Source organism: Winogradskyella sp., assembly GCF_028282165.1.
In the GTDB taxonomy this organism is placed as follows: domain Bacteria; phylum Bacteroidota; class Bacteroidia; order Flavobacteriales; family Flavobacteriaceae; genus Winogradskyella.
The window spans coordinates 1-24360 of record NZ_JANQIM010000025.1 but is presented as its reverse complement, the minus strand read 5'-3'; the positions used below and the strand labels follow the sequence as shown (position 1 = coordinate 24360).

The following is a 24360-nucleotide window of genomic DNA, read 5'->3' as shown; positions in this document are numbered from 1 at the left end:
TAAAACCTTAGTCGATTCTGTTGATAAAGTAATTTTCGTATTTACTTTCGTCAAATGTAAATAAGGTTTTTGAGATAGGCTGATCGGTTTTAAAAGAATTAACAGTTAAAGTTGTTTTAGTACCATTTTTGCCTACTTCTATTAGATTGTAAATGTGTTTTGTTGTTGCATCAATACCTAGTAAAACATGCTTAATTTCAGAATTTGTGTCCATAGGGCTCAATTTTACGTATTGAATCTTTCTACCTTTTACATTTTGAACAATATCCATTTTGTAGATGTAGCCTTCTTCGTAAAACGATAGCATTTTGCTCGGTGTAATGGTGCCTTCTTCTTCAGTATTATCTGAAGATATGGTCACTTCTTCATCTTCAGGGCTTATTGAGTACAAGGTTTTGCCATCATAGATTCTGGTGACGCCCAAAACATTTAGTTTGTATTTTTCACCTTCAATAACGACATCGCCTCTTGTTTCTTGATTAATGTCTTCGCTAATATTATTGAGTTCGTATTTAAAGTCTAAGCTTATATTCTTGTAAGCTTTAATTTTACTACTTACTTCATTTAGTAATGTTTCGGCTTTTGCATCATTCTGCGCAAAACCTATCATTCCAAGTCCTAAAAATGCTAGAATAAATAATCTTTTACTCACAAGACTTCTATTTGCCTTGTTGGGTTTATGAATCTTTGATTTCATTTTGTTTAAGTATGTTGTAGTGTTAAAGTTTTTCATTTTCTAATAATTGATCCAAAGCTACTAAATCTGGGACTAATACTTGTCTAGCTTTACTACCCTCAAAAGGTCCCACAATACCTGCTGCTTCTAATTGATCTATTAATCTTCCGGCTCTATTGTAGCCCAATTTTAGTTTTCGTTGTAATAAAGAGGCTGACCCTTGTTGGGCAGTAACAATAATTTCTGCAGCTTCCCTAAATAACTTATCTCTATCTGAAATATCTATATCAAGATTTGTGCCACCTTCTTCACCAATATATTCAGGCAATAGATGTGCATCTGGATAGGCTTTTTGGGAGCCAATATATTCTGTAATCCTTTCAACTTCTGGGGTATCTACAAAGGCACATTGAAGCCTTATTAAATCGTTACCTTGGGTATAAAGCATATCACCACGACCTATAAGCTGGTCTGCACCAGAACCATCTAAGATGGTACGAGAATCTATTTTACTGGTTACCCTAAATGCTATACGAGCAGGGAAATTAGCTTTAATAATACCAGTAATAACGTTTACTGAAGGACGCTGTGTGGCAATAATGAGATGAATCCCAATCGCACGCGCTAATTGTGCTAATCGTGCTATTGGTGTTTCTACTTCTTTACCAGCGGTCATGATGAGGTCGGCAAATTCATCAACGACTAAGACTATATATGGTAAGAATTTATGACCATCATTTGGGTTAAGCTTTCTAGCTTTAAACTTGGCATTATATTCTGCTATGTTTCTACAAAATGCATTTTTCAGCATATCATAGCGGTTGTCCATTTCAATACAGAGCGAATTCAGCGTATTTATAACCTTTGTGTTGTCAGTTATTATAGCTTCTTCACTATCGGGAAGCTTAGCTAAATAGTGACGCTCTATCTTATTGAATAATGTTAATTCAACTTTCTTTGGATCGACGAGAACAAACTTTACCTCTGCAGGATGCTTCTTATACAATAATGACGTTAATACAGCATTGAGCCCCACAGACTTTCCTTGCCCAGTAGCACCTGCCATGAGTAGGTGAGGCATTTTAGCCAAGTCTACGACAAAGGTTTCATTACTAATGGTTTTACCAAAGGCAATAGGTAATTGCATTTTAGACTGCTGAAATTTTTGAGAGGCAATGACAGAGCGCATTGAGACTATGGTCGATTTTTTATTCGGAACTTCAATACCTATGGTACCTTTACCTGGAATTGGGGCAATGATTCTTATACCTAAAGCTGATAGTGATAAAGCAATATCATCCTCTAGATTTTTTATTTTAGATATTCTGATTCCTGCATCTGGTACAATTTCATAAAGTGTCACTGTTGGACCTATCGTTGCCTTAATACTTGTAATGCCAATTTTGTAGTTGTTTAAGGTTTCTACAATACGATTTTTGTTCTCTTCGAGTTCCTCTTGGTCTATAGAAATCCCTTCGTTATCATATTTTTTTAGTAAGTCTAAATGCGGAAATTGATAATTGCTCAATTCTAGGGTGGGGTCAAATTGTCCAAAATCCTCAACGAGTTTGTCTGCTAAATTGTCTGTTTCAGATTTTTCCTCAGTAACAGTTTTTACTTCAACTTTTAACTCTGGTGTATCTACGGTATTTTCTTTTGGTTTTTTGTCGACCTCGATTTTTGGCTCTTCAACTTTTGAACTTGGCTTTGAGTGGTTGCTAATTGTTGGCTCTGGTTTATCGAGCTGAATTTCAAAAGCAGATTTTATGGCTTCGGCCTCTTCAGTTAGGCTATTATCGATTACAACAGAAGGGTGTTCACTTTCAGAATCTGACGACAAGTCATTTTTTAAATCTTTTTTGGCACTTTGGAATATGTTAACAAAGGTATCACCAGTAACATTAAACCTAATGGCTAGGTAAGCTATAAGCCCAAATAACAATAATAGTATGGTACCAATTTTACCGATATAATCTTGAAAGAATTGATTCATCTCAAAACCAATGGTTCCACCTAGGATATCATATTTATGTGTAAAAAAACCAAAGAAAATAGACAGCCATATAACAATTAAAGTTCCCCATATCCAATGCTTCGTCAGTTTATTTTTTTTGAGATTTAAGGTGACATATACACCAGAAAGAAAGATTAAACCCGAAAAGATAAATGACGGAACACCAAATCCTTTACTAATAAATAGCTCGCTTACCCATGCGCCTAACTGACTCGCCCAGTTTTTATAGGCATCCGAACGCTCTGGGAAATTACTGAGTGCGCTTTGGTCTTCCTTTCCGGTAAAAATGAAGGATAAAAACGAAATAAAAAGCAATACACCAAGTATAATCAATAAACTTCCAAAAATGAGCTTTTGCTGATTTGATAGTTTGAAAGAAGGCTTTTTTAGTTTCGTTTTTGGTTTCGCCTTAACTTTAGAAGTACTTTTCTTTTTAGTTGTTCTTTTTGCCATATATCTCTTCCACCAAAAATGGAAGCTTAATTATAATTTATTGCCTTTTTAGAAATGCCATTAACATAATCTTCGATGATACGGAGTTGTGCGGCAAGTTCTGAGCCTTTAAATCCTTTAATATCTCCAGCATTAACATTAGCGTTGTAAAATGCCAAATATTGATTTGCCAAAGGTAAATACGACCAATGCCATTTTTCTAGTTGATACCCAGTTCTACCATCTGTTTTATCGGTATAAACTTGATAAAAACCAAACCTATTGGCATGGATTGTTAGCCATTGGTATTCCAAAAGCCCTTTTCCGCTGTTAAAATACGAATTATTTAAACTATTCAAATCAATATCGGTTCCCCAGTGGTGTCTCGAAGAACTGGGCATGGAGCTGTATTCTAAAATTTTCAAAGCACGGTCTTTGGGATTAAGATCTTTGTATCTTACCCATTTACGTTCCCAAATCGATTTTTGTTCATTAAAATTCCGAGTTCCTGAAATAATTTTGAATGTTACACTGTCTTTGTTTGCAGCATTACACATTTGTAAAAAAGCTTGGTATACCTCATTTTTCAAGTATATATTTTTTGATGAATAGTTTGAGCTGACCTTCACAAATGTTGAATCGGATTTATAATCAAACTTGCCCAAAACAAATGCTTTTGAAATATTGAGGGTGTCTTTTTTGATAGTTTTTAAAGTGTCTTTTGCGGGTTCTTTAATCTCAATACCGTTTGTGTCTTTTGTTTTGGTGTGACAACTAATTATTGAACAACCTAGAAAAAGAATTAGTGCCAAATGTTTCATTTTAGAGATACTAAAGATTAGTAGCAGAACAAAGCTGCTCTTCTTTAACGCTTATTCGCTAGATTTGGTATTTAAAAAATTTTTGGAAAATAAATAATACTACCTACAATTACCGCAATTATTGCTGCAATAAAAACCGCACCTGCAGAGATATCTTTGATCAGTCCAATTTTTGGATGATGGTCTGGATGAATAAAATCAGCGATATACTCAACGGCTGTATTAACCCCTTCAATACTCATCACCAAGCCAATCATAGCAATCTGTATCATCCATTCTGTAGAGGAAATATCAAAGTAAAAACCAGCAACAGTTACGCCAATAGCTATAAAGACCTGAATTTTTATACTAGACTCTGTTCTTATAAGAATAAGCATACCTTTAAAGGCAAAGCCTATACTTTTGAGCCTATTGATAAGAAACGGTTCTTTTTTTTGCATAAAGCTTATGCTAAGCTCTCAATGGCGGCATCATAATTAGGTTCGTCCGCAATTTCAGAAACTTGCTCAGTATGTAGTATTGTACCATCGGTATCTATAACCACTATGCATCGCGATAACAAAGTTTCAAATGCGCCAGTAGAAAAAGTTAAACCATAGTCCGTACCGAACTTACCAGTTTTATAATCCGAAAGACTCTCTACGTTTTCTATACCTTCGGCACCACAGAAGCGTGCCATAGCAAAGGGTAGGTCTTTAGAGATACAAAGTACTTTGGTATTGTCCAACTGACTCGCTTTTTCGTTGAATGTTCTTATGGATTGTGCACATGTCCCAGTATCTACACTTGGAAAAATATTTAGTACCAATCGCATATCTGTGTAATCAGCATGTGTTTTATCCGTTAAATCTGTACCAGTAAGTTTAAAATCTGGTGCTTTGCTACCAACTGTTGGTAAATTTCCTATAGTTTCTACTGGAGTTCCTCCAAGTGTTACATTTGCCATTTTTTTGATGTTTTAAGTTTTGTTAAAAATAAAAAAAGGGTTTGTGATAAATGTAAATAAAATGATAATGTTTACCTTAATTCTGCACCAAGCTTGGATTCAAAATTCGCTTGGAGTTTAGACATTATTTTGTCGATCTGTTTGTCGGTTAAGGTTTTATGTTCGTCTTGCAATATAAAACTCACCGCATAACTCTTTTTACCTGCTGGTAAATTCTTGCCTTGGTAAACATCAAACAAATTGATGTTTTTAAGTAATTGCTTTTCGGTTTGTTTGGCAATAGTATGGATATCCTCAAAAGTCACATTGTTATCTAGCAACAGCGCAAAATCCCTGCGTACTTCCGGGTATTTTGCAATTTCACTAAACTTGATTTTGTTGTGTTGTGCCATTTCCAAAATGTTATCCCAATTAAAATCAGCAAACAATACATTTTGAGAAATGCTAAAATGTTTCAATACCGATTTCTTTACCAATCCAAAATCAACTAAGGTTCTCTTTCCAAGTGAAAGTTGCATCCCTTCACTTAAAACGCCGGATTTAGTAGGAGTAGACCTTAAACGGTTTAAACCTAAACGCTGTAAAATCGCTTCAACGATGCCCTTTAGATAGAAAAAGTCGCTAGGGCTTGTTACAGAATTCCAACGTTCTTCCGTTTTGTTTCCTGAAACAAAAAGCGATAAATGTTTATGCTCTTCACGATTCCCTGAATATTGATGGTAGGTTTTACCAAATTCAAATAGTTTTAAGTCGTTACGCTTTCTGTTGATATTGTGAGATACCGCTTCTAAACCAGAAAACAAAAGTGACTGGCGCATTACTTCTAAATCGTTACTCAATGGATTTAGTATTTGTACATTGTGCTCGGTATTTAAATCCTCGTCTAATTCAATGTATTTAGAAGACGTTAAGGAGTTGGCCATAATCTCATAAAAGCCTTGGGATGCTAACTGATTGCCAATAACATTTTGAAGTTTGTAATCTTCAAATCGGTTAGAATTGGATATAGAAGCGTTCAACTTTTCATTGATACCGATATTGTTATAACCATAGATTCTTAGGATTTCCTCAATAATATCGGCTTCGCGTTGTACATCATTTCTGTAAGCCGGTACTGTTAGTCCTAATCCGGTTTCAGTAACGTTATTGACTTTAATTTCTAAGGATGTTAAAATACTTTTGATGGTCTCTCTTGGGATTTCTTCACCGATCAATTTTTTGGCATTTTCAAAACTTAAGCGTACCTGAAAATCTTCGATTTTCTTTGGATAGGCATCAGAAATATCGCTCGTAATTTCGCCACCAGCTATTTCAGCAATCAATAAGGCTGCACGCTTTAATGCATATTCGGTGATATTGGGATCGATACCTCTTTCAAACCTAAACGATGCATCTGTACTTAGTCCATGGCGCTTAGCTGTTTTTCTAATGCTAACTGGATTGAAATAAGCACTTTCCAAAAATATATTCTCTGTATTTTCGGTAACTCCTGAATCGATACCACCAAAAACACCAGCTATACACATCGGTTTTTCGGCATCGCAGATCATTAAATCATCTTCATGTAATTCCCTAACGGTTTCATCGAGTGTCGTAAATTTTGTACCAGCTTTGCATGTTTTTATTTCAACCTTATTGCCTGAGATTTTGTTTGCATCAAAGGCATGTAGAGGCTGTCCTAATTCGTGCAATACATAGTTGGTGATATCAACAATATTATTAATAGGTGATAGGCCAATTGATTTTAGGCGATGCTGTAACCAATTGGGAGATGCCTCTACCTTAACACCAGAAATTGTTACACCGCAATAGCGAGGGCACTTTTCTTTGTCCTTAACTTCTACATCAATCTTTAAGGATCTCGCATCTACATGATACGACATTACGGATGGTGTTATGAGTTCTAGAGCAATTTCCTTTTGCAGTAGTCCAGCTTTTAGATCGCGTGCCACGCCATAGTGACTCATAGCATCGGCACGGTTAGGAGTAAGGCCAATTTCAAAAACATCGTCATTCTCAATATCAAAAATATTGGCAGCTAGTGTGCCCACTTTGAGTTTTTCATCTAACACCATTATACCATCGTGCGATTCACCGAGACCTAATTCATCTTCGGCGCAAATCATACCATAGCTTTCCTCACCGCGAATTTTTCCTTTCTTAATTTTCCAAGCTTCACCTTCAGCAGTATATAGGGTAGTACCAATAGTTGCTACAGGCACTTTTTGTCCAGCAGCCACATTAGGAGCGCCACAAATAATTTGTACTGGTTCGTCTTCGCCAATATTAACCGTAGTGACTTTTAGTCGATCAGCATTAGGATGTTGCACAGAGGTCAACACTTCACCAACAACAACACCTTTTAGCCCACCCTTTACGGACTCGTAGTGTTCAATACCTTCTATTTCTAAGCCAAGATCCGTGAGTAGTTCCCCTGTTTTCTCAGCATCCCAATCTATCTTTATGAACTGTTTAAGCCAGTTGTATGATATTTTCATGCGCTTACATTAATCAAGCTACAAAGATAAAAATACTAGATTCCTAAAGAAATCAGAGGAGACAATTTTTAATAATTATGTATGTTGTAAGTTTTCAAATCCAAATACTACAAATTACTGTCAGTTTGATCTTTCCGAAAGAGTGTATCGAGAGCTGAAATTCTATTCTCGATACAATTTTTTGATATCAGATAACGAAAAATTATTCGAATTGACGAATTTTACTGAAAAATAATACTATTTCATGATGCGATACCTAATCTGTTGTTTTGTTTTCTTAACTGTTTTGTCTTGTAAGAAAGATGTAAAAAAAGAAGCTGTAATGGACAATGTTTTAAAGACAGGAACTTACAGAGCAACACTAAAGGTACAGGACGGTACGTTCTTACCTTTTAATTTTGAAGTGAAATCACCTAAATCCTTGCAAATTTTTAATGCTGACGAAGTGATTGATGTTGACGAGATTGAATACCGAAACGATTCCGTTTTTATTACAACACCTGTATTTGAAGGGTATATCGCAGCAGCTTTTGATGGTGAACAGCTTAAAGGTAGTTTTATTAAAGAAAGCTTAGATCGCATCGTACCTTTTTCCGCAGAGCTTAATAATAACAAACGTTTTGAAATACAACAGGACGCTACCCAAAATGTTTCTGGAATCTGGGAAACGGTTTTTAGTAAAGGTGTTCCTGAGGATGAGTATATGGCGAAAGGTATTTTTAAACAGGAAGGACAAAAGGTCACAGGTACTTTTAGAACCACCACAGGTGATTACCGTTATCTCGAAGGTGTGATGGATGGTAATACCGTGAAACTTTCCACCTTCGATGGCGCACATGCTTTTTTATTTACGGCAACGGTGACCGATTCTACTATGGAAGGTACTTTTTATTCGGGTAATCATTGGAAAGAACCTTTTATTGCCAAACGTAACCCAACTTATGAACTGCCAAGTGCCAACGAACTCACATTTTTAAAAGAAGGTTACGATAGTATTGACTTTACATTTCCTAATACGTCCAATGAATTGGTAAGCCTTAAAGACGAGCGATTTAAAGACAAAGTTGTGATTGTACAAATTATGGGGACTTGGTGTCCTAACTGCTTGGATGAGAGCAAATATTACGCTGACTTTTACAAAAAGAACAAAGACAAAAATATTGAGTTTATTGCTTTGGCCTTTGAATATGCGAAAGACAAGGCAACAGCGTTTAGCCGAATAGAACGTTTACAATCTAAGATAGGTATTGACTACCCTATACTTTTGGCGCAATATGGTACGTCGAGTAAAACCAAAGCGCAGGAAAAATTGCCAATGCTCAATCATGTGTTGTCGTACCCAACCTCCATTTTTATTGATAAAAAAGGAAAGGTTCGTAAAATACACACAGGTTTTAACGGTCCAGCCACTGGTGAAAAATATACCGAGTTTAAAGCCGAATTTGAAAGCTTCGTGGCTGAGTTATTAAATGAGGGTAAGCCTTAATCTCCCTCCAAAGAAAACGTTATCGTAAAATTCTCAATTCAATTAAACGTAATATTTAACAAATAAATATCTTCGCATTGTATATGGAAGTATAATTTCAGTTACTGTAGCATGAAAAAGATAGTTTGCGTTTTATTGTGGTTGCCTGTGTTGCTTTCGGCGCAAATAAACGAAAGTGATTCGCTAAAGATTAAAGCTGATCTATCCTTAACGGGTTTTTGGCAAGGCGGTAATGTAGAGACTTTCATTTTTAGGGCCAAGTCTGGTGTGACTTATAAACCGTGGAAAAAATGGGTGGTTAAAACCCAAAATTCTTATGTGTATCAGGAATTTGGTAAAGAAAAAGCCGATGCCGACTTTTTGAGTCTTAATTTTTTATACTTCAACCCCGAAAAGAAAATATATCCGCAGGTCTTGGGCTTTTTAAGTACCAATTTTAGGCGAGAAATTAGTTCGCGATCGTTAATAGGTGCCGGGTTTACTTGGCAAGCCTACAAGAAAGACAAGAACTGGCTTAAGTTTTCGTTGACTAGTGAGTACGAGCAAACCAATTTTGATAATACCGATTTTAATATCGATGAATATGACAGTAGTGATGAGATCAATACCTTTCGCGGTACGATTTGGGTGAATGGTAAGTACTACCTCTTTAAGGAAAAGGTGATTCTCAGTCACGAAAGTTATGTACAGCCTTCCTTAGAGGAAAGCGATAATTACCGCTGGCAGGCCGATTTTGGAATCGAATTGCCCATTTGGAAGTTCCTTAACTTTAAGATCAATTACCTGCATACCTTTGAAAGTATTGTCGTTGAAGGCCAAAAGCGTGAAGACCAATTTTTAACCTTTGGACTGACGTTGAAGAGTTATTGATTGGAGTTTGGTATAATGAACTAACTATAAAGGTTGTTGTTGGGTTACACAATGTACCATGCCACCATTTTCGTATAGATTTCTTACGTCTATGCCTACCACTGTTCTTGTTGGATAAAGTGTTTGTATAATTCCATTAGCAACAGCGTCGTTAGGATCATTATAATTAGGGACTAATACTTTATTGTTTGCTATATAATAGTTTATATAGGAGCCTTTATAGCCAAGGTCTGTTCCGTCCGTTTTTTTAACTGTATTTTGGGTTAAGGGAACTTGCACAAAAGTGTAAGCTTCACCGTTCTTATTTGTTGCTGTATATAGTTTATCAATATCACTTTGAAGCACATCATATTCCAAAAGATCACTTTCGCTCATTGTTACAATAGTGGTAGCATTACCAAATACTGCAAATCCATCGATATGTTGGTCAGTCAATTCTAGACCTGCCTGGCCGTCTAACCAAATAAAATGGGTTGCACCCAGATAGGTTTTGAATATTCTTTCTGCCTCTGTTTGGGTCATTCCAGGATTACGGTTGTTGTTTAAAATAGAGCTTTTACAGGCCATTAAAGTGCCATTTCCGTTTATGACTACACTTCCGCCTTCATTTATCATTGTGCTGTTTAAATCGATCACGTCTATTCCTTGACTTTCACCAATTTTAGTTGGGATGATATCGCAATTTTCAAATTCGATAGGAAACCCAGATACTTCGTCAATTTTTTCTCCCCAACCATTAAATCCCCAATCTTGTATCACTAAATTCCCGTCTAAGTCTTTGGTGTAAATTGGCCCGTTGTCTCTAACCCAAACATCGTCAGTTTTTTGAATTTTGAAATCTATATGATCTAATGCTATTCCTGCGGAAGTCAATAACCCTATAATTCTATTTTTTTCTGTCTCATTGTATGCAATAATATGAACGTTTTCGCTACTTACCAACGCTTGGGTCATATCTATCCACGTTGGGTCTAGACTATTCCGATATTCAACACCATATTGATATTGATGTGGCCATTGCAGCCAAGTACCCTCGTGGGGCTCACTTTCTTCAGGCATAATGTAGAGGATGTCTGTTTCTGTAGTGATGGCCTTGCTATCCTCGTCACAGCCAGACACTAATGCTAAAATTATCATCAAACAAATAGACATTATTTTCATTTTTTATGTTTTTCATCACTAGCGTTTTCAAATTACTAGTAATGATCTTGACTACGATATGTTCTTTATGAACTATAACCATTGCTGGCCATAGTTTTTATTCCAATATGTTTGTAGTGGCGACTTCTCTATGCAATTTCCATTTTCCATCATTTTTGTCTTTTTTAAGTATGGCTAAAAAAGTGTCCTTAATTTCTACAGGTTCACCTTCTGCATTGGTGTAGTACATGGAACTCGTTCCGAAATCATAAGCAACACTATCGCTTACGATAATTGTTTCTTTTGGTTTCATTATGAGACTGTCATAGCTGAAAGAACCAACGGGTTCATCTCTAAGTTGTTTATATTCTTCCCAGGTGCCACAAATGGGTGTTAAAGAAATGATATCCTTAGTACTATAGTTTTTTAGATCAGAATATCGTTTTTCTTTAATTGCTAATTGAAATCCAGCACGGGTCTTTTCAATCGATGCTAATTCGGCTTCAATATCTAAAGCTTTCGTTTTTGAAGGTTCTGAATGGGATTCTTTGCTTTTTTCGTTACAGGATAGAAGGATCAATGCTAAAAGAAAGATAAGGTTTTTCATGTTTGGTTTTGTTTTAAGTTAACAATTATTACAAAGGCTTTGTGTGCAGGGCTATGCAGGATAATCCGTTCGTGTTCACAGAAACTTAACGTTGGAAGAGGATTTTCCGACTTTGTCTAAAGTTAATAAAATAGCGTGAAATCCGCAATACAGATTGGTGAAAGCTACCCTACAGAATGATACTGTAGGGCTAGTTATGGTAGTAACAAACTATAGCTGTCGTTACAAACAGTTTTTACAATTCAATGTATTCATGTTCCGTATAATCAGTAGTTGAATTAGGTTCGAATGTAGTTCTTATAACATACCCTAGTTCATCATATTCTAGATACTGACTATATGTATCGGTTATACTTCCTTGACTGTAGGTTGCTGTCAGAGGATTACTATTTGTTACTTTTAAGTCAAATATTTTAAAGTAGTCGGAATAGAAATATTCCATGACACTCCCAAATGGGTCTATCATTTTATCCGAGTCAAAATCTGTATACGTAAATGTTGAACCGTCTCCCGTTGTGTTTGAAACTAAATTTAGGTTTGAATCCCTCGTAAAGATTTGTTCAGTAAAAGCATTTGGATTTGAAGGATAAAATTCTCTTGTAGAATTTACATAACCATTAGAGTGGTTTATCTCAATGGTATAATCGTCTGATTCTAAAGTAATTTTATTATTTTCAATGGTTACATCATACGTGACATTTCGGTCAGCATTGCTTGGATTATCAAATTCATCAATTTCGTTTATACTTGTTATTGTATTTCCTGAATATGTCACAGTAATCGTCTCTGTATTGTATCCATAGTCATTTGTTAAAATGGATTGAATTTTATTATTAGAGTTATAGTTTACGGTCTTATCAAAAACTAGACTACTATTTCTATAGGCTTCAGACTTTTTATAGAATCTATTTGTTTCTTGATTTGTATCTGAAGAACTGTCGTCCGACGAGCAAGCTAGTATTGTAAATCCGATTAAAAATCCAATGAGTAAATGTAGTTTTTTCATTTTGTAGCGTTTGGTTTAAATGGTTTGTGGCGGCCTCAGTTATGATTTCGCCAGGGCTCAAAGGTAATTTATTTGAGTGATACAAGCAATGCGATCTAGTGTTAGTAACTCAATGTAATGGCTTTGTTGAGTTGGTTATTTTTATAAGTGGTCATTTAATTCTTTTTTCATTGTCCAAGATGTCTCTAATTCTTCTATGATTTTATATCCAAGTCGTTTATAAAGATTTGAAGCATTATTGGCTTTATCAACACTTAGCGATAGTGTTTGCACTCCGATTTTCTGATATTCAGTAGCTATTGTATGAATTAGTTTTGTTCCTATTCCTTGATTTCGATAGTCGCTCAAAACAGCCATACTCAGTTCTGGGGTATTTTCATCGACATAGCCAAATCCTTTATTGTCCTTGGAAAAAAGTCGTCCCCAAATAGCACCAACCAGTTGATCTTCTATTTCCATAACTAAGGCAATATCGAATTTATCTTTTCCCCAATTTTCAATGTATTTAGACAAAGAAGGATCCTTTATTATTTCTTTAGGTAAAGGATCATGTCCTTCAGGAATGTAGATGGCTTCATACAGCATTTCTGCCAAAAAATCGGATTCAGTATGTTCTAACACTCTTACATTCATATCCGTTTTGATGGCTTACAATGGTGTTGTATTACTACAATTATATACTGTTGCCGACGGGCTTTTTCATTTTGAATTCAGTTGGGTCGTGATAGCCAAAATATTCGATTTGGTCACCATGCCGTCTTATGATTTCCCTGACTTTTTCTAAGGATGCAATTCTTAAACTATTGTCTACGGCTCTAATTGTCGCTAATTGGTCAACAGGATGGTTTTTATTGTCTATTTCTGCGCGCAGGTAATAGGCGTCTCCAACGTAGAAAGTCCACTGATTGTTTGCTTTTACTACAACTCCACAGTGGCCAAGTGTATGTCCAAACAGAGGGATTAAATATATTTCACTTTGCAGGTTCAAATCAACTTTTCTGGCTGCAAGTTCAAACCATTCCGAATCGTTGTTTTCATAAAGTTTTAAATCTGGCTTATGGAATAATTGTTGCTGCAAATACCTTTCGTTTCCACTTTTAAAACTCTCATATTCTTCTTTTGATACATGAACTGTGGCATTGGGGAAGTCTGCCAATCCTCCAATGTGGTCAGGGTCAAGATGCGAACAGATAATGTTCTCAACGTTTTTAGATTCAAAACCAAGTTTTTCGATTTGTCTTATTGCTGTTAGACGCTCTTCAAAGATATAGCCAGTTACTTCAATCAATTCTTTTCCTAATGTCTTTTCAGGATCCTTGGTTTCCAAAAGTCCGATTCCAGAATCGATCAGCGTTAGTTTGCCATTTTCTTCAATGAGCAAACAATGTCCAATAGCGGAACCCATTGGCGATTCTATCTTAACACAGTTTAGGTGGTGAATTTTTGTCATATTTGATTTATATTTTTGACTTGGGGGTAGTAGTCGCGACTATAGTTTTACTATAACCTAAAAGCAATTCATTTGAGTGATACGAATAACAAGAACTGACGATGCTAATTCCAGTTATACACTTTTGGCAATGCTTAATTCTTAATAAGCTTATTAATTATTGTTTTCGATTGGTCCACTATTTCTACTTTTATCACATATAATCCTGCATTAAGATTAGAAAGATTGATTTTACCAATAGCGGCCCCTTTTTCTACAAGGACACCACTTATTGCGTAAATCTCATAGACTTTCTTAAAGTCATCAAAAAAATGCAATTCCTCGATAATTGGATTTGGGTAAAATAAATTGCCGTTATTTGATTCAAGTACATCGGTAACACTTAATGTAGAATCTGGACATCCTGTAGCAGTTGGGGTAAAAGTAACAACTCCAAAATTAATGTCATCCAAGCCATGAAAAATGCTGTCTTCTATTTCATTGGTATCACTTGTACACCAACAATTATCGGATAAGTCGTGCCCACTAAAAGAACTTGTATTTTCTATGTTATATATGGTATTATTGCATACGGTATTATTTGTAAATGTTGCCATGGGATTATTACCTCTTATCTTAACACCAATTGAATTATCCTTAATGGTATTTCCTATCATAATAGACGAATCGATTCCGCCACTAAAACTTTGCTCTAATCCAATATTATTAAATATAAAGGTGGAGTTTTGAATTGTGGATGTATGGCCGTCAAGACCAATTTCAGAATTCTGTTCGAACAGGCATGAATCGACGTTGCTTTCTACTAATTCTGCACCAATTCTATTATTTATAAATTCACAATTCAATAAAGTTAAATCATCGTGATAATTAGAAACTCCTTTATCATTATCGATAAACCTAACAGATTCTATGGTTAATGCAAACTGTCCGCCAGATTCTGCTTCAATCGCATTGTTGTTAGATTGAAAAATTGAATTCCTAATATAGCTCGATGTATTTATATAGCTATAATACAAAGCATTGTCTGCATATTCCATTTCAACATAATCTAACTGTAATACAGCATTGAATTCGAGATTTATTTCATGCCACGATCCTCTTTGAGGATTGGGATCATTAGAAGTGAATATTATAGTATTAGAACTATCCCCTATGGCAATGAGCGAGCCTTGTATACGTAACTGAACGTCATTATCGAATCTCACAACAACCCCTGGCTCTATGGTTAGCGTGTTGTCACCAAAGATAACAGTATCCCCGGTTATGATGTAGGGACTGTTTTGCAGTGTCCAAAATGTGTCTTGGTTGATGCCGCCGCTCACATAGGTTTGCCCCCAAGTAATAAGGCTTACAAGTAATGTAAAAATCAATAGTAGTTTTTTTGTCATTTCTTAGTTTTTTAGGTTTACTAATGCTCGGGTTTAGTTTGTTGCTTTTATACGCAAGTTAGCAAATAAAGGCAGATTAATTGTTTGGGAAGTGAAAGATTTTCTGATTTAGTGGTTTTAAGCTTTTGGGTGACCTTTAAGCTTTATAGTATAAACATTGCCATAATTGCGGTTATATATTGTTACCACATGTACTTTAATTTCCACTTTTCTTTTTTTCTTTTGGTGGTTTTGGTGGAGGTGGAAGTTTTGGCAATTCAGAATTGTCAGATTCCGATTCTATTTCATCCATTTTAGATTTAGTAATAATTTTTATGTCATCAACTAATATATTCTCGCGATTTATAAATCTAATATATATTTGTCCGAATGGTGTTTCAGTTTCTGCATTTCGAAAATCAAATGCATAAATCAATGGATTTTCGCTCATCAACGATAGATAATAAGTGACTTCTAATTCAGATTTGTCAATATCAGATTCAAATTCAGAGAGTTCAGATTTGTATTTGTCTAAATCATTTCCCTCAAACCATTCAGTTAAATTTGACCCGGCTGTTTTGTCAATTAATAATCTTCCAATTTTTTCACATTGGATTGTATATGGCGCAAATTCCGACTGAAACATTTTGCTTTTTTCTTGCGAAAAGCTTTTTATCGAAATTAAAAATATTGTTATTAGTACACTGCTTCTCATATGTGTGGTAGTGTGGTAACACTGCGCTATGTGCAGTTGTCTGTTTTTTTGTGAAGATAATGAAAAATTGCGTAGATACTTGTCCCGATAGCTATCGGGACTATCGGGATTGATATCGATATTAAGCTTAATAAGTTATAGTCATTGCCATAGCTAGCTTATTCGGCTTTTTATTTTACTCTGGACTGTAGGGTAGAGCTGATTTATGGACAACAATTCGCAACTTTCCGGTAGCATCTTTAATGTATCCCAAAGTATATTCGACTTTTACTTCTTCACCATCTGTTTTAGTGAAGTAATAATTGCCCATAGCAATGGCCATATTACAACTGTTGTTTATTATTCCGCTGTTTTCCCAACGAACTTTGGTGTATGGCGCCAAAGCAAAGCCTTTGTCTTCTTGATAAGTTTCGTTTCCGCCAACAAAGTAAGACAAAGCTGCGTCAAACGTGCCCCTAAATTGCTCTTCAGAAGCTAGAGTAGGTTTAAAGAGAACCGAACTTAGGTCGTATCCATATAGGTTTTGAATATGCTCTATAGCAGCTTGTTTGTAGTTGCCTCCTTCGGAATACACTTTTCCGATTTTCACTATTCCAGCACCCCATTCTTCTTGAGCTTTAACAACTTCGGATTCCGTAATACATTCAGATGAAAAAAGAGTTATTTTGTGATCTTGATTAGATTCTTGTTTGGTAGTATTTTGATTATCTGTTTGATTGCAGGAAACTCCTATAACTAATAATAGTATAAACGTAACTTTTCTAATCATTTTTATAGACTTTTGATTTGCCTACTTTGTAAAATGGTGTTCGGCTTGTCCATTTTTTTGACCTATCTGCTCCTTTAGTTTAAGGCTGTGGTTCTATTGATTTTGAATTGATCACAAGACGTAAATAGATCTATGTTTCTTGATAAGAAGATAAGAATTAATTCTAGTTCTTTTTGTATTAATTATGTTATTAATTCTTTAAAATTTTATCTATATGACAGGTAAAATGGCAAGGCAATAATTAAAATCGGGATAATATTCTACATTTTATGATGGTTTTCTGCTATATTAAAATCAACACTTGAGTTAGAATAATAATACGTGCAGGCACTAGCAACCTGTGAGAATCATCTTTCTAACCTGCTCGTAGCGATTGTTGCGCTTAGTCTGTTTTCGATTCATATTCATAAATATATTTCCAATGTTCTTCTCCTAAGTGATTATAATGTACCTTTTCTTTAATAAGGCCATTGTCGTAGTATAGGTATTGTGTGGAATTATTGTTTGTGCTATATGACGTGGATTTTTCGATTTGGTACTCATTACTCATAATTCGGTGCTCTTTTATTTGATTTGATGTACTGTAAAAGAACAATTCGATTTCATATTTATCTCCAAATCTTCTAGTTATTTGAGATAGGTTATTCTTTTTATCATAAAAGTAATTTCCAACCCAAATGGTGTCAGAATTATGAGTTTCTATTTCTTTGTTTATCCTATTATTCACATAATCATAGACTTTCCAAGTTTCAAAATATTCTCCTTTAGCATTCTTTCCACTTTGAATCAGTTCCTTAATTAACTGATTGTTGGAATTATAAAATTTGGTTTGTTTAAAACTAATAGTGTCTTTGTCAACTTCTGTCTCTAAAGTATAGAAATTCCCAATGAAGTTATTGTTTTTGTCATAAAAGAATAGTTTTCTGTAACCAACATCGCAATTGTACATTCTACAGTCGTATTCTTCTGTTAGCTTATTATTACTATCGTAAATTAGTTTATAACGATATTCGTGCCCTATGACTTCAATCAATAAACTATCATTTGAGAAATACCTAACTCCCCGTAAATTTTTTTCAGAAACTTTATCAATATATTTTAGTTGTTTGTAAGCAAAATCTATTTGATTACTAACGTTAGGAAATTCGGTTCTTGTCTGACAGCTTAAAAAGACTATGGAAAGTAATACAATTGATTTTAGATTATTCATAGTCCAGAATATTTAGTCCTAAAATGATGTCTCTTTTCGCGATCCAAATTCCGTCTTGGAGGTCAAGTCTCACGATTCCTGAACCGCCACGCTTTTTTTGAGATGTTTTTATTTTGTCCGTGAGTGTTGGATCGCTCTCAAAAAGATAACTATCAATATAGTAGGGTCTCGTATTCGGTTCTTTTACATAAATATGAATGTGTTCGGGCTCTTGCACTTCAGGATAGGGTGCGGGCCTAAAGGTATAGAACGCATACTGCCCATTATTGTCGGTCATTAGCCATCCTCTGTACTGTCCGTGACGTTTTTCCCATCCTTTTGGATCGGCACTAGCTTGGTATATTCCCTTTCTGTCAACATGATAGATATATAGAATTATCTGAGCAGCTGGTGTTTTTCCGTCTTTTTTAAATACGGTTCCCGTGATTTTTATTTTTGGGTCATTCTCACGAAATCCAGGCAAAGTATCAATAGGTTTTGGCTTTATATTGAGTATTTTATAGTCTAAGGCTGCTTCGCAATCTTCGCATGGTCCGCCAACGTTTCTCTGCATTTGACCTTTACAGGAAGTAGTGAACAAAAGTATAAGAATTATGCCTAAAAATGTTTTCATGGTCTGGTGATTCGTCTTGAAGGTATGGCTCGCTATGGAACATCAGTGTATTTTTATGCCATAGTCTAAAGATAATTGATTTGAGTGATACGAGTAGTACTAAGTGGGGAAGTAATTTATTGGTGATTACTTATAACCATTTTTGTAGGCAGTCTTTTCAATATTTCAATTCGTTTAACCTATTTAGGTCTCTATCCCAAAAAATGATTTTCCCTTGGTTATCTGTGGCAATTATTTTATTACCGTTTTTATTCCAATCTATTCCCCAAAGAAGATTTTTGGTAGCTTCTTCAGCTACTAAATTTCCATTTTTATCCCAAAGTCTAATTTTTTCGCTGGCAGTTGCTAATAATTCACCATCATTAGACCACTTTAAGTTCCTTAATTCTGCCTTACTTTTTTCTATTGTTTTTATTTTTTCCCCTTCATATGTCCAATACTGTAATAATGGCGGATAGTGATTTGTAAAATCTCCATAGTCGCCCGTTACAAAAAATTCTCCGTTAGGATTCCACGCCACGCAAAGCATTAGCATTTCTTCATCTCTATCCTCAAAATGTTTTAAGCTATTAATGTCATAGTTATACAACGAAATTTTGTCGCCAACCGTAACAATTATATTCTCTTTTGGATGCCAATCTAAACTCATGAGACCTTTTTGCCCAGTATCTATTTTCTTTAAAAATTTCCCATTTTCATCAAAGAATGTTAAAAAGCCCTCATTGTCGCCCACTGCCAATAGATTTCCAGATTGGTTCCATCCCAGGGCTCTTGCTCCAGTACTCGGTATGCTATCTAGCTCGACCATCATATCACTGTCAACGTTAAATATTTTAGATTTGGATTTCCCATCTTGTACCGAAATTGCTAATTTACTTTTCGTAGGATGCCATTTGGTTTTTGTAATCGTTCCTTTATAAGGCATACTTTTTAATTCTTGAAAATTATCGGTAGAAAAAAACTTTAAAAATGAATCGTTAGAACCTCCTACTACAAATTGTTTCTTAGTTGGATGCCAATCGACTGACCAAAAAAACCATCGCTCTTTCTTTTCTTGATTTCGGTCTTCTTCTTTTTGGGATTGTTTGCATCCTAAAAACGTAGCGATAAGTAGTAATATATAAAGTATTCTCATCAGTTTATTTTGTCTACCATTGTTTGTAAGGTCTGTTAAGGGAAAGGATACAAGTCATTTTTTGCAATTTTGCCCAACGGTCTTGACTATGGTTTCGTTGCAGAAAAAGTCCGATCTAATCAGCTATTGTCATTGTTACCAGTAGTTTTTATTTGTAATATTCGTATTCATATCTGAAAGTTAACTCATTTCCTCCGTTAAGTTTAACTATCTTTTCAGGTAATGAATTCTTGTAGTGGAAGTTCAGAATTGTAATTCCGTTTTTGTCTTTAATTATTTTATTTGTAATCTGCCCATTCTTGTCATATTCAAAATTTTCAAGTTTGGTTGGATAGTCATTTTCTAGTATTTGATTTTTTTCGTTGAATTTATGAGTAGAGATTAATTTTAGGGTGTCAGTTGAATAGGCGGAATATTTTTCTATTTTATTACCGTTTATATCTGTTTTATAGGCAGAATGGTCTTTTTCGGAAATCTTAACCCCATTGTGATGACTAATACTTTTAGTTCCGCCTTCTTGTTTTACTGGATTGAAGAAGTATTTGAACTCTTGATAAATCCCATCTTTGTTATATCTTAATTCCCTATCGTATTGATTTGTATGCATTTTCATTCACATTCTTTTAGTTCAAGTTTTTCAATTTTACTTCGAAACTTTTCATTTACTCTTATTTCTCCGAATTCGCTAATTCCAATTGGTGAACTACTACCAGAAATATTAATATGATTTTCCTTTAAAATTTGTTTTAAGCTATCAATATTTTTAGTGCAAATTCGAAATTCTTTTTCGTTTTGAAATTCTAATGCACCATCACCTTGATAAAACTCAAATTCGTTTCTAAATGTTTCTAAATAATCTTTATTAGCTTCAGTCAGCCATTCTAATTTTAAGGTTTCATTTATTCTATTCACTGCTTTTTCCTTATGCCCAGCAAAAGTTTCGAGCATAGTATAATTAATGAGTGTATTTAAATCTGATTCATTTTTGATTTCTACCATTTCATTCAATTCGTATGCTTTTTTGTAATTTTCTTTAGCCTCATCTATTTTACCATCGTATTCAAATAAGTTACCTTTGGTTTGATAATAATAGACGGTTTTCTTTTGTTCTTTTGAGAGTTTATCTAAGAAGTCAAAAGCTTTTTTTATCTCCTTTTTTTGGATATAAATTCCTAATATGGAAAAATGAACATTTAAATTAGATTCATCTATCTCATAAGCTTTTTTATAAAGATTTATTGCTTTATCTAATTCTCCATTCATTCTTAGCTCAACCGCTTGATTATTAAGTTCAGTGGCTTTCTTTTTATTTACTTCAGAAATTTCACCATTTCTGCAACTAAACATAAAAAAAAGTGAAATTGTAATAAATTTGATGTTTTTCATTTCAAATGCATCCTAATGTTGCGCTATGCGCAGTTGTCTTTTTTTGTGAAGATAATGAAAAATCGTATTGATAATTGGCAGAGTCTAGCCCAATTTAGAGATTTGTTATTATCAGTTGTCGATTTTATGAAAGTCTCGCCTAGTCGAGGAGTACTCATTGATTTTTCTTTTTTGGAAACAAAAAAACAGCAACCAAATTGAGCATATATTGTGTTACCGCACGTTTTTTAATAACATTGCCAACTAAAAGTCCAATCTTCTTTAGTTTTTGGTTTCGTTCCACGACCGATATAAGCCACTCCATTATCGCCCCAATACCAATTGGCTTTTTCAATCGAATCAATTTGTAAAACAAATTCTGGTTCCGCTGGATGTTGATTAAATGGAGCCCATAAAATTTCTGATTGTACTAAGGTTGGCCAACCACCAATTTTTATTCCTTCTATATTTGTAAATAAGTTATGGTAATCGTCATCAAATTCACCAGGGACTTCAATTGGACAATCTTCCCAACATGGAAAATCATTGTCAATTACTTCAGGTTTTAATTGAAATGGTTTAATTGGAAAGTCTACAGCAGGTTTCTCAATTTCTTCCAAACCATTTATGTTCTTGTACGTTCTGATTAACCATCCCTGTCCGTTGGGTTTGCCGTCAGGTAATTCATTTGAATCGACAAATAAAGTGATTAGTTCAATATCTTTTAGATTGTTTGGCCTGATTGGAAGTTGAGCTAGGTTTAGTTGACAAATCGGAATCATTGGTTTTCCGTTTGATTCAGGCCATGATTCATTGATCCCTTTTACAGTTACATTACCAATCCAAGAAGCGGTTAAGGACTCTTCTGGTCTAAATCCACCAACTTTAAATTTGATTGCAGATTTTCTGATTTTATTTTCAAACTCTTTTCTCGTTATGTTCAATGTGTAGTAACCGTTTAGCATAACCGTCAGTTATGATTTTAGACACTTTTTTTTTGAGTTCGTCACAACCTTGACAATTCAGAGCGTACTGACCTTTGTTTTATGTTTATACTCTCATTTTATCATTTCAACCGCTATTACTTATACACATTGTTGTACACGGTTTTTATTGATTTACTGTATAGATTATTTCGTTATCTAAAGATGAGTAGTCAATTAAAGAATTATTACTTGAGTAATTGAATATAAATTCAGTACTAAATTCTTGGTTATGTATATTATTTTCATTTTTTTCAATCATCTCAATAACGTTATTTTCTGATAAATACGCTGGCCCAATGAATGGCATAAAGACGGATGTTCCAATAAAAACATCTTTAAAGGGATTTGTATTATTGTCGTAAAAATATTTATATGTGTAATGTGTACTTGTTCCAATAGATTCTACTTCGATTACATTTGTAAATGAATCATTATAAGTAAACTTTTGTACACCAAAACTTGGCTCAACTCCTCTACCTCTGTGGTCGTTGTAAATTTCTTTAATTTTTCCATTGGGATAATATCCAAAGTAGTTCTCTTCGACAAAAAAGTCATTATCCATAAAAATACTTTTTAATAAACCATTGTCATTATAATTAAAGGTGTATATTTTAATGACCTCATATTCATTGCAAACATTTTCCCGAGTTGAAATTACTTTATCAAGCAAGCTATTTTCATTATATGAAAATTCGTAAACGTTTTGTTCGCAACCTTGATAATTTGGCAAATAAAATACCATTTTTGATAACATATCTGTATTCTCAATATATTCAAATTCCCACTTTCGGTAGGCGTTTCCATAACTTACTAACAAAATAGAATTTATATGTTTTTTCAACTCTCCTTTGCTGAGTTCGTTTAAAATCACATCTGGTTCATCTAATTCAAACCCTAATTCAGCGTGGGTTAATGGGCTATTATCAATTTCAATTGAATTATTTCCATCATCTTTTTCACAACTTAAAAACGTAATCAGAATAATTATTGCTAAGATTTTTTTCATTTTGTTGGGTTAAATTGTGTATGACAGCTTTGTGTATGGCTCACTGCTGAAAATCTGTTGTGATTTCCGCCGTAATGGAAAGATAGCAAATTGCAATGACACGAGCACAACGTGCGAACTGGCTTTGGCAATTCCGATTAGTCCCAATAGCTATCGGGATCAGCCGCAATGAGCTATACACGTTGTTGTGGCACGTTTTTATTTATCCATTTTCTCTTGTTTTCAATTAATTCGGGCTACAAGGAATTGATTTCCTCTTATATTAGACATTCCAAACAAGAATCAATTATTGTTTTCGTTCCGCTCATATTTAAGGTTTCATCCTGTTTACGTTTTCCATATTCTATTGTTATTTGCAATTAACAGATAGTTTCAATGTGTCTCCAACTTTGAATATATCGGAAGTATTTATAAATAATTTCCCTTTCCCTTTAGTTGGTTTTAATCTATATGTATAATTATATGCATTATATTTATGCTTCTTGTACACTACAAATTCATTTGAGTTAGGACCAAGTTCCGAACAGGAACAAAAGCAAATAACAAAAACTACAAGGAAATATTTGACTAAGTTTTTCATATAATTTATTTGATTAAATTTTTAATATTTGCTCATAAGTTAAAGCGTTATTTCAAATATTCTATACCAATCATTGATGCCAAATAGAGGTTTTGCAACCAAACAAAAATTCAGTACCTTTTTCATTAGTTAGCAACTAAATTGGTTCAATATTCATTCTATCCGCGATTTTATCCATTCGGTTTTTCTGTTCGACTTTTAATTCTATTTCGCATTCAGTTATTATGTATGCAAGATGTTCATAAGCAACTCCGTATTCTCGATTTTCTAAATATTCCGTAATGATTTGTTTTCCATCCTTTACTCCGCTACTTTTTATATCAGAATGTTCAATTTTATATGACCAAACGAAATTCAGAATCTCATTACTCAATTCGGCAATCTCTTTCTTTAATGACTTTTGAAATATTTTAATCAAATCTCAATGTTTTTTCAAATGTTGCACAACAGTCACGCGGGTAAAGCGAGTAGGGTTTCAAGACAGCGTCTTGATCGAGCTACGAAAGCTTTTAACGCTATTCGTTTTAGTTGTTAGTTGGCAAATGTGCCGAGGCGCCATTGCCTTGTTTAGGTATGAATATAGCAAATAAAAGACGAATAGCAGTGTACTGCGTGACTGTAGGCAAAAAATAGGATTAAAAGAAGCCGTAAAGCGGCGGTTTAACCGT

Annotated in this window: 24 protein-coding genes; 2 read left to right on the top strand and 22 right to left on the bottom strand. The window is 34.3% G+C overall.

Features of this window, described 5'->3' with window-relative positions:
- Window positions 1–7: 7 nt before the first annotated feature.
- The 6 genes from Q0972_RS10050 to pheT all read right to left on the bottom strand — a co-directional run bounded on the left by Q0972_RS10050 (window position 8) and on the right by pheT (window position 7387).
- Entirely contained in the window at window positions 8–610 is a 603-nt protein-coding gene (locus Q0972_RS10050) for an outer membrane lipoprotein carrier protein LolA (protein ID WP_299365593.1), read from the bottom strand.
- Window positions 611–719: 109 nt separating this feature from the next.
- Complete coding sequence (locus Q0972_RS10045) at window positions 720–3143, bottom strand: DNA translocase FtsK (protein WP_299365434.1); 2424 nt, start codon at window positions 3141–3143, stop codon at window positions 720–722.
- 26 nt (window positions 3144–3169) lie between these two features.
- Window positions 3170–3934, bottom strand: coding sequence for a M15 family metallopeptidase (locus Q0972_RS10040; protein WP_299365433.1), 765 nt, complete (start codon window positions 3932–3934; stop codon window positions 3170–3172).
- Window positions 3935–4014: 80 nt separating this feature from the next.
- Window positions 4015–4383: a diacylglycerol kinase gene (locus Q0972_RS10035; RefSeq protein ID WP_299365432.1), complete on the bottom strand. Its 369-nt coding sequence runs from the start codon at window positions 4381–4383 to the stop codon at window positions 4015–4017.
- Window positions 4384–4388: 5 nt separating this feature from the next.
- On the bottom strand, window positions 4389–4889 hold the full coding sequence (tpx, locus tag Q0972_RS10030) for a thiol peroxidase (protein WP_299365431.1): 501 nt from the start codon (window positions 4887–4889) through the stop codon (window positions 4389–4391).
- Between the two features lie 71 nt (window positions 4890–4960).
- Window positions 4961–7387 (bottom strand): phenylalanine--tRNA ligase subunit beta, encoded by a 2427-nt coding sequence (gene pheT, locus Q0972_RS10025; protein ID WP_299365429.1) that lies wholly within the window; start codon window positions 7385–7387, stop codon window positions 4961–4963.
- Window positions 7388–7634: 247 nt separating this feature from the next.
- Here pheT and Q0972_RS10020 point away from each other — a divergent pair, with 247 nt between their 5' ends.
- Window positions 7635–8873 (top strand): peroxiredoxin, encoded by a 1239-nt coding sequence (locus Q0972_RS10020; RefSeq protein ID WP_299365591.1) that lies wholly within the window; start codon window positions 7635–7637, stop codon window positions 8871–8873.
- Window positions 8874–8984: 111 nt separating this feature from the next.
- Entirely contained in the window at window positions 8985–9743 is a 759-nt protein-coding gene (locus Q0972_RS10015; RefSeq protein ID WP_299365427.1) for a DUF481 domain-containing protein, read from the top strand.
- 24 nt (window positions 9744–9767) lie between these two features.
- Here Q0972_RS10015 and Q0972_RS10010 read toward each other — a convergent pair whose 3' ends face one another.
- The 16 genes from Q0972_RS10010 to Q0972_RS09935 all read right to left on the bottom strand — a co-directional run bounded on the left by Q0972_RS10010 (window position 9768) and on the right by Q0972_RS09935 (window position 24110).
- A complete protein-coding gene (locus Q0972_RS10010; protein WP_299365589.1) occupies window positions 9768–10880 on the bottom strand; it encodes an agmatine/peptidylarginine deiminase in 1113 nt (370 codons plus the stop codon).
- 121 nt (window positions 10881–11001) lie between these two features.
- Window positions 11002–11490: a hypothetical protein gene (locus Q0972_RS10005; RefSeq protein ID WP_299365425.1), complete on the bottom strand. Its 489-nt coding sequence runs from the start codon at window positions 11488–11490 to the stop codon at window positions 11002–11004.
- A gap of 235 nt (window positions 11491–11725) precedes the next feature.
- Window positions 11726–12496: a hypothetical protein gene (locus tag Q0972_RS10000; RefSeq protein WP_299365423.1), complete on the bottom strand. Its 771-nt coding sequence runs from the start codon at window positions 12494–12496 to the stop codon at window positions 11726–11728.
- A gap of 141 nt (window positions 12497–12637) precedes the next feature.
- On the bottom strand, window positions 12638–13129 hold the full coding sequence (locus Q0972_RS09995) for a GNAT family N-acetyltransferase (RefSeq protein ID WP_299365421.1): 492 nt from the start codon (window positions 13127–13129) through the stop codon (window positions 12638–12640).
- A gap of 40 nt (window positions 13130–13169) precedes the next feature.
- A complete protein-coding gene (locus Q0972_RS09990) occupies window positions 13170–13946 on the bottom strand; it encodes an MBL fold metallo-hydrolase (RefSeq protein ID WP_299365419.1) in 777 nt (258 codons plus the stop codon).
- Window positions 13947–14080: 134 nt separating this feature from the next.
- Window positions 14081–15334: a T9SS type A sorting domain-containing protein gene (locus tag Q0972_RS09985; protein ID WP_299365417.1), complete on the bottom strand. Its 1254-nt coding sequence runs from the start codon at window positions 15332–15334 to the stop codon at window positions 14081–14083.
- A 196-nt stretch (window positions 15335–15530) separates the two neighbouring features.
- On the bottom strand, window positions 15531–15959 hold the full coding sequence (locus Q0972_RS09980) for a hypothetical protein (RefSeq protein WP_299365415.1): 429 nt from the start codon (window positions 15957–15959) through the stop codon (window positions 15531–15533).
- A gap of 244 nt (window positions 15960–16203) precedes the next feature.
- On the bottom strand, window positions 16204–16797 hold the full coding sequence (locus tag Q0972_RS09975) for a phosphoribosyl-AMP cyclohydrolase (protein ID WP_299365413.1): 594 nt from the start codon (window positions 16795–16797) through the stop codon (window positions 16204–16206).
- A 382-nt stretch (window positions 16798–17179) separates the two neighbouring features.
- Window positions 17180–18007 carry a hypothetical protein gene (locus tag Q0972_RS09970; protein ID WP_299365411.1) on the bottom strand — a complete coding sequence of 276 codons (828 nt, stop codon included), beginning with the start codon at window positions 18005–18007 and terminating at the stop codon, window positions 17180–17182.
- Window positions 18000–18620, bottom strand: coding sequence for an intradiol ring-cleavage dioxygenase (locus Q0972_RS09965; protein WP_299365410.1), 621 nt, complete (start codon window positions 18618–18620; stop codon window positions 18000–18002). Before Q0972_RS09965 ends, Q0972_RS09970 begins: the two co-directional genes overlap by 8 nt.
- A 157-nt stretch (window positions 18621–18777) precedes the next feature.
- Entirely contained in the window at window positions 18778–19755 is a 978-nt protein-coding gene (locus Q0972_RS09960) for a WD40 repeat domain-containing protein (protein WP_299365408.1), read from the bottom strand.
- Window positions 19756–19903: 148 nt separating this feature from the next.
- The gene (locus tag Q0972_RS09955; protein WP_299365407.1) at window positions 19904–20368 is read right to left on the bottom strand and encodes a hypothetical protein; all 465 of its coding nucleotides are present in this window, start codon (window positions 20366–20368) and stop codon (window positions 19904–19906) included.
- Window positions 20365–21141: a tetratricopeptide repeat protein gene (locus tag Q0972_RS09950; protein ID WP_299365405.1), complete on the bottom strand. Its 777-nt coding sequence runs from the start codon at window positions 21139–21141 to the stop codon at window positions 20365–20367. Before Q0972_RS09950 ends, Q0972_RS09955 begins: the two co-directional genes overlap by 4 nt.
- A 227-nt stretch (window positions 21142–21368) precedes the next feature.
- Complete coding sequence (locus Q0972_RS09945; RefSeq protein ID WP_299365403.1) at window positions 21369–22085, bottom strand: DUF1963 domain-containing protein; 717 nt, start codon at window positions 22083–22085, stop codon at window positions 21369–21371.
- Between the two features lie 145 nt (window positions 22086–22230).
- On the bottom strand, window positions 22231–23112 hold the full coding sequence (locus Q0972_RS09940; protein ID WP_299365401.1) for a hypothetical protein: 882 nt from the start codon (window positions 23110–23112) through the stop codon (window positions 22231–22233).
- A 716-nt stretch (window positions 23113–23828) separates the two neighbouring features.
- Entirely contained in the window at window positions 23829–24110 is a 282-nt protein-coding gene (locus Q0972_RS09935; RefSeq protein ID WP_299365399.1) for a hypothetical protein, read from the bottom strand.
- Window positions 24111–24360: the final 250 nt, after the last annotated feature.

Excerpts from the sequence above, each read along its gene's own strand:
- Q0972_RS10010 (WP_299365589.1), bottom strand. The coding sequence starts at position 10,880 with ATGATAATTTTAGCATTAGTGTCTGGCTGTGACGAGGATAGCAAGGCC.
- Q0972_RS10005 (WP_299365425.1), bottom strand. The coding sequence starts at position 11,490 with ATGAAAAACCTTATCTTTCTTTTAGCATTGATCCTTCTATCCTGTAAC.
- Q0972_RS09995 (WP_299365421.1), bottom strand. The coding sequence starts at position 13,129 with ATGAATGTAAGAGTGTTAGAACATACTGAATCCGATTTTTTGGCAGAA.
- Q0972_RS09945 (WP_299365403.1), bottom strand. The coding sequence starts at position 22,085 with ATGCTAAACGGTTACTACACATTGAACATAACGAGAAAAGAGTTTGAA.
- Q0972_RS10020 (WP_299365591.1), top strand. The coding sequence starts at position 7,635 with ATGCGATACCTAATCTGTTGTTTTGTTTTCTTAACTGTTTTGTCTTGT.
- Q0972_RS10000 (WP_299365423.1), bottom strand. The coding sequence starts at position 12,496 with ATGAAAAAACTACATTTACTCATTGGATTTTTAATCGGATTTACAATA.
- tpx (WP_299365431.1), bottom strand. The coding sequence starts at position 4,889 with ATGGCAAATGTAACACTTGGAGGAACTCCAGTAGAAACTATAGGAAAT.
- Q0972_RS09985 (WP_299365417.1), bottom strand. The coding sequence starts at position 15,334 with ATGACAAAAAAACTACTATTGATTTTTACATTACTTGTAAGCCTTATT.
- Q0972_RS10035 (WP_299365432.1), bottom strand. The coding sequence starts at position 4,383 with ATGCAAAAAAAAGAACCGTTTCTTATCAATAGGCTCAAAAGTATAGGC.
- Q0972_RS09970 (WP_299365411.1), bottom strand. The coding sequence starts at position 18,007 with ATGAATAATCTAAAATCAATTGTATTACTTTCCATAGTCTTTTTAAGC.
- Q0972_RS09975 (WP_299365413.1), bottom strand. The coding sequence starts at position 16,797 with ATGATTAGAAAAGTTACGTTTATACTATTATTAGTTATAGGAGTTTCC.
- Q0972_RS09940 (WP_299365401.1), bottom strand. The coding sequence starts at position 23,112 with ATGAAAAAAATCTTAGCAATAATTATTCTGATTACGTTTTTAAGTTGT.
- Q0972_RS09980 (WP_299365415.1), bottom strand. The coding sequence starts at position 15,959 with ATGTTTCAGTCGGAATTTGCGCCATATACAATCCAATGTGAAAAAATT.
- Q0972_RS10050 (WP_299365593.1), bottom strand. The coding sequence starts at position 610 with ATGATAGGTTTTGCGCAGAATGATGCAAAAGCCGAAACATTACTAAAT.
- Q0972_RS09960 (WP_299365408.1), bottom strand. The coding sequence starts at position 19,755 with ATGAGAATACTTTATATATTACTACTTATCGCTACGTTTTTAGGATGC.
- pheT (WP_299365429.1), bottom strand. The coding sequence starts at position 7,387 with ATGAAAATATCATACAACTGGCTTAAACAGTTCATAAAGATAGATTGG.
- Q0972_RS09990 (WP_299365419.1), bottom strand. The coding sequence starts at position 13,946 with ATGACAAAAATTCACCACCTAAACTGTGTTAAGATAGAATCGCCAATG.
- Q0972_RS09955 (WP_299365407.1), bottom strand. The coding sequence starts at position 20,368 with ATGAAAATGCATACAAATCAATACGATAGGGAATTAAGATATAACAAA.
- Q0972_RS10045 (WP_299365434.1), bottom strand. The coding sequence starts at position 3,143 with ATGGCAAAAAGAACAACTAAAAAGAAAAGTACTTCTAAAGTTAAGGCG.
- Q0972_RS10015 (WP_299365427.1), top strand. The coding sequence starts at position 8,985 with ATGAAAAAGATAGTTTGCGTTTTATTGTGGTTGCCTGTGTTGCTTTCG.
- Q0972_RS09950 (WP_299365405.1), bottom strand. The coding sequence starts at position 21,141 with ATGAAAAACATCAAATTTATTACAATTTCACTTTTTTTTATGTTTAGT.
- Q0972_RS09965 (WP_299365410.1), bottom strand. The coding sequence starts at position 18,620 with ATGAAAACATTTTTAGGCATAATTCTTATACTTTTGTTCACTACTTCC.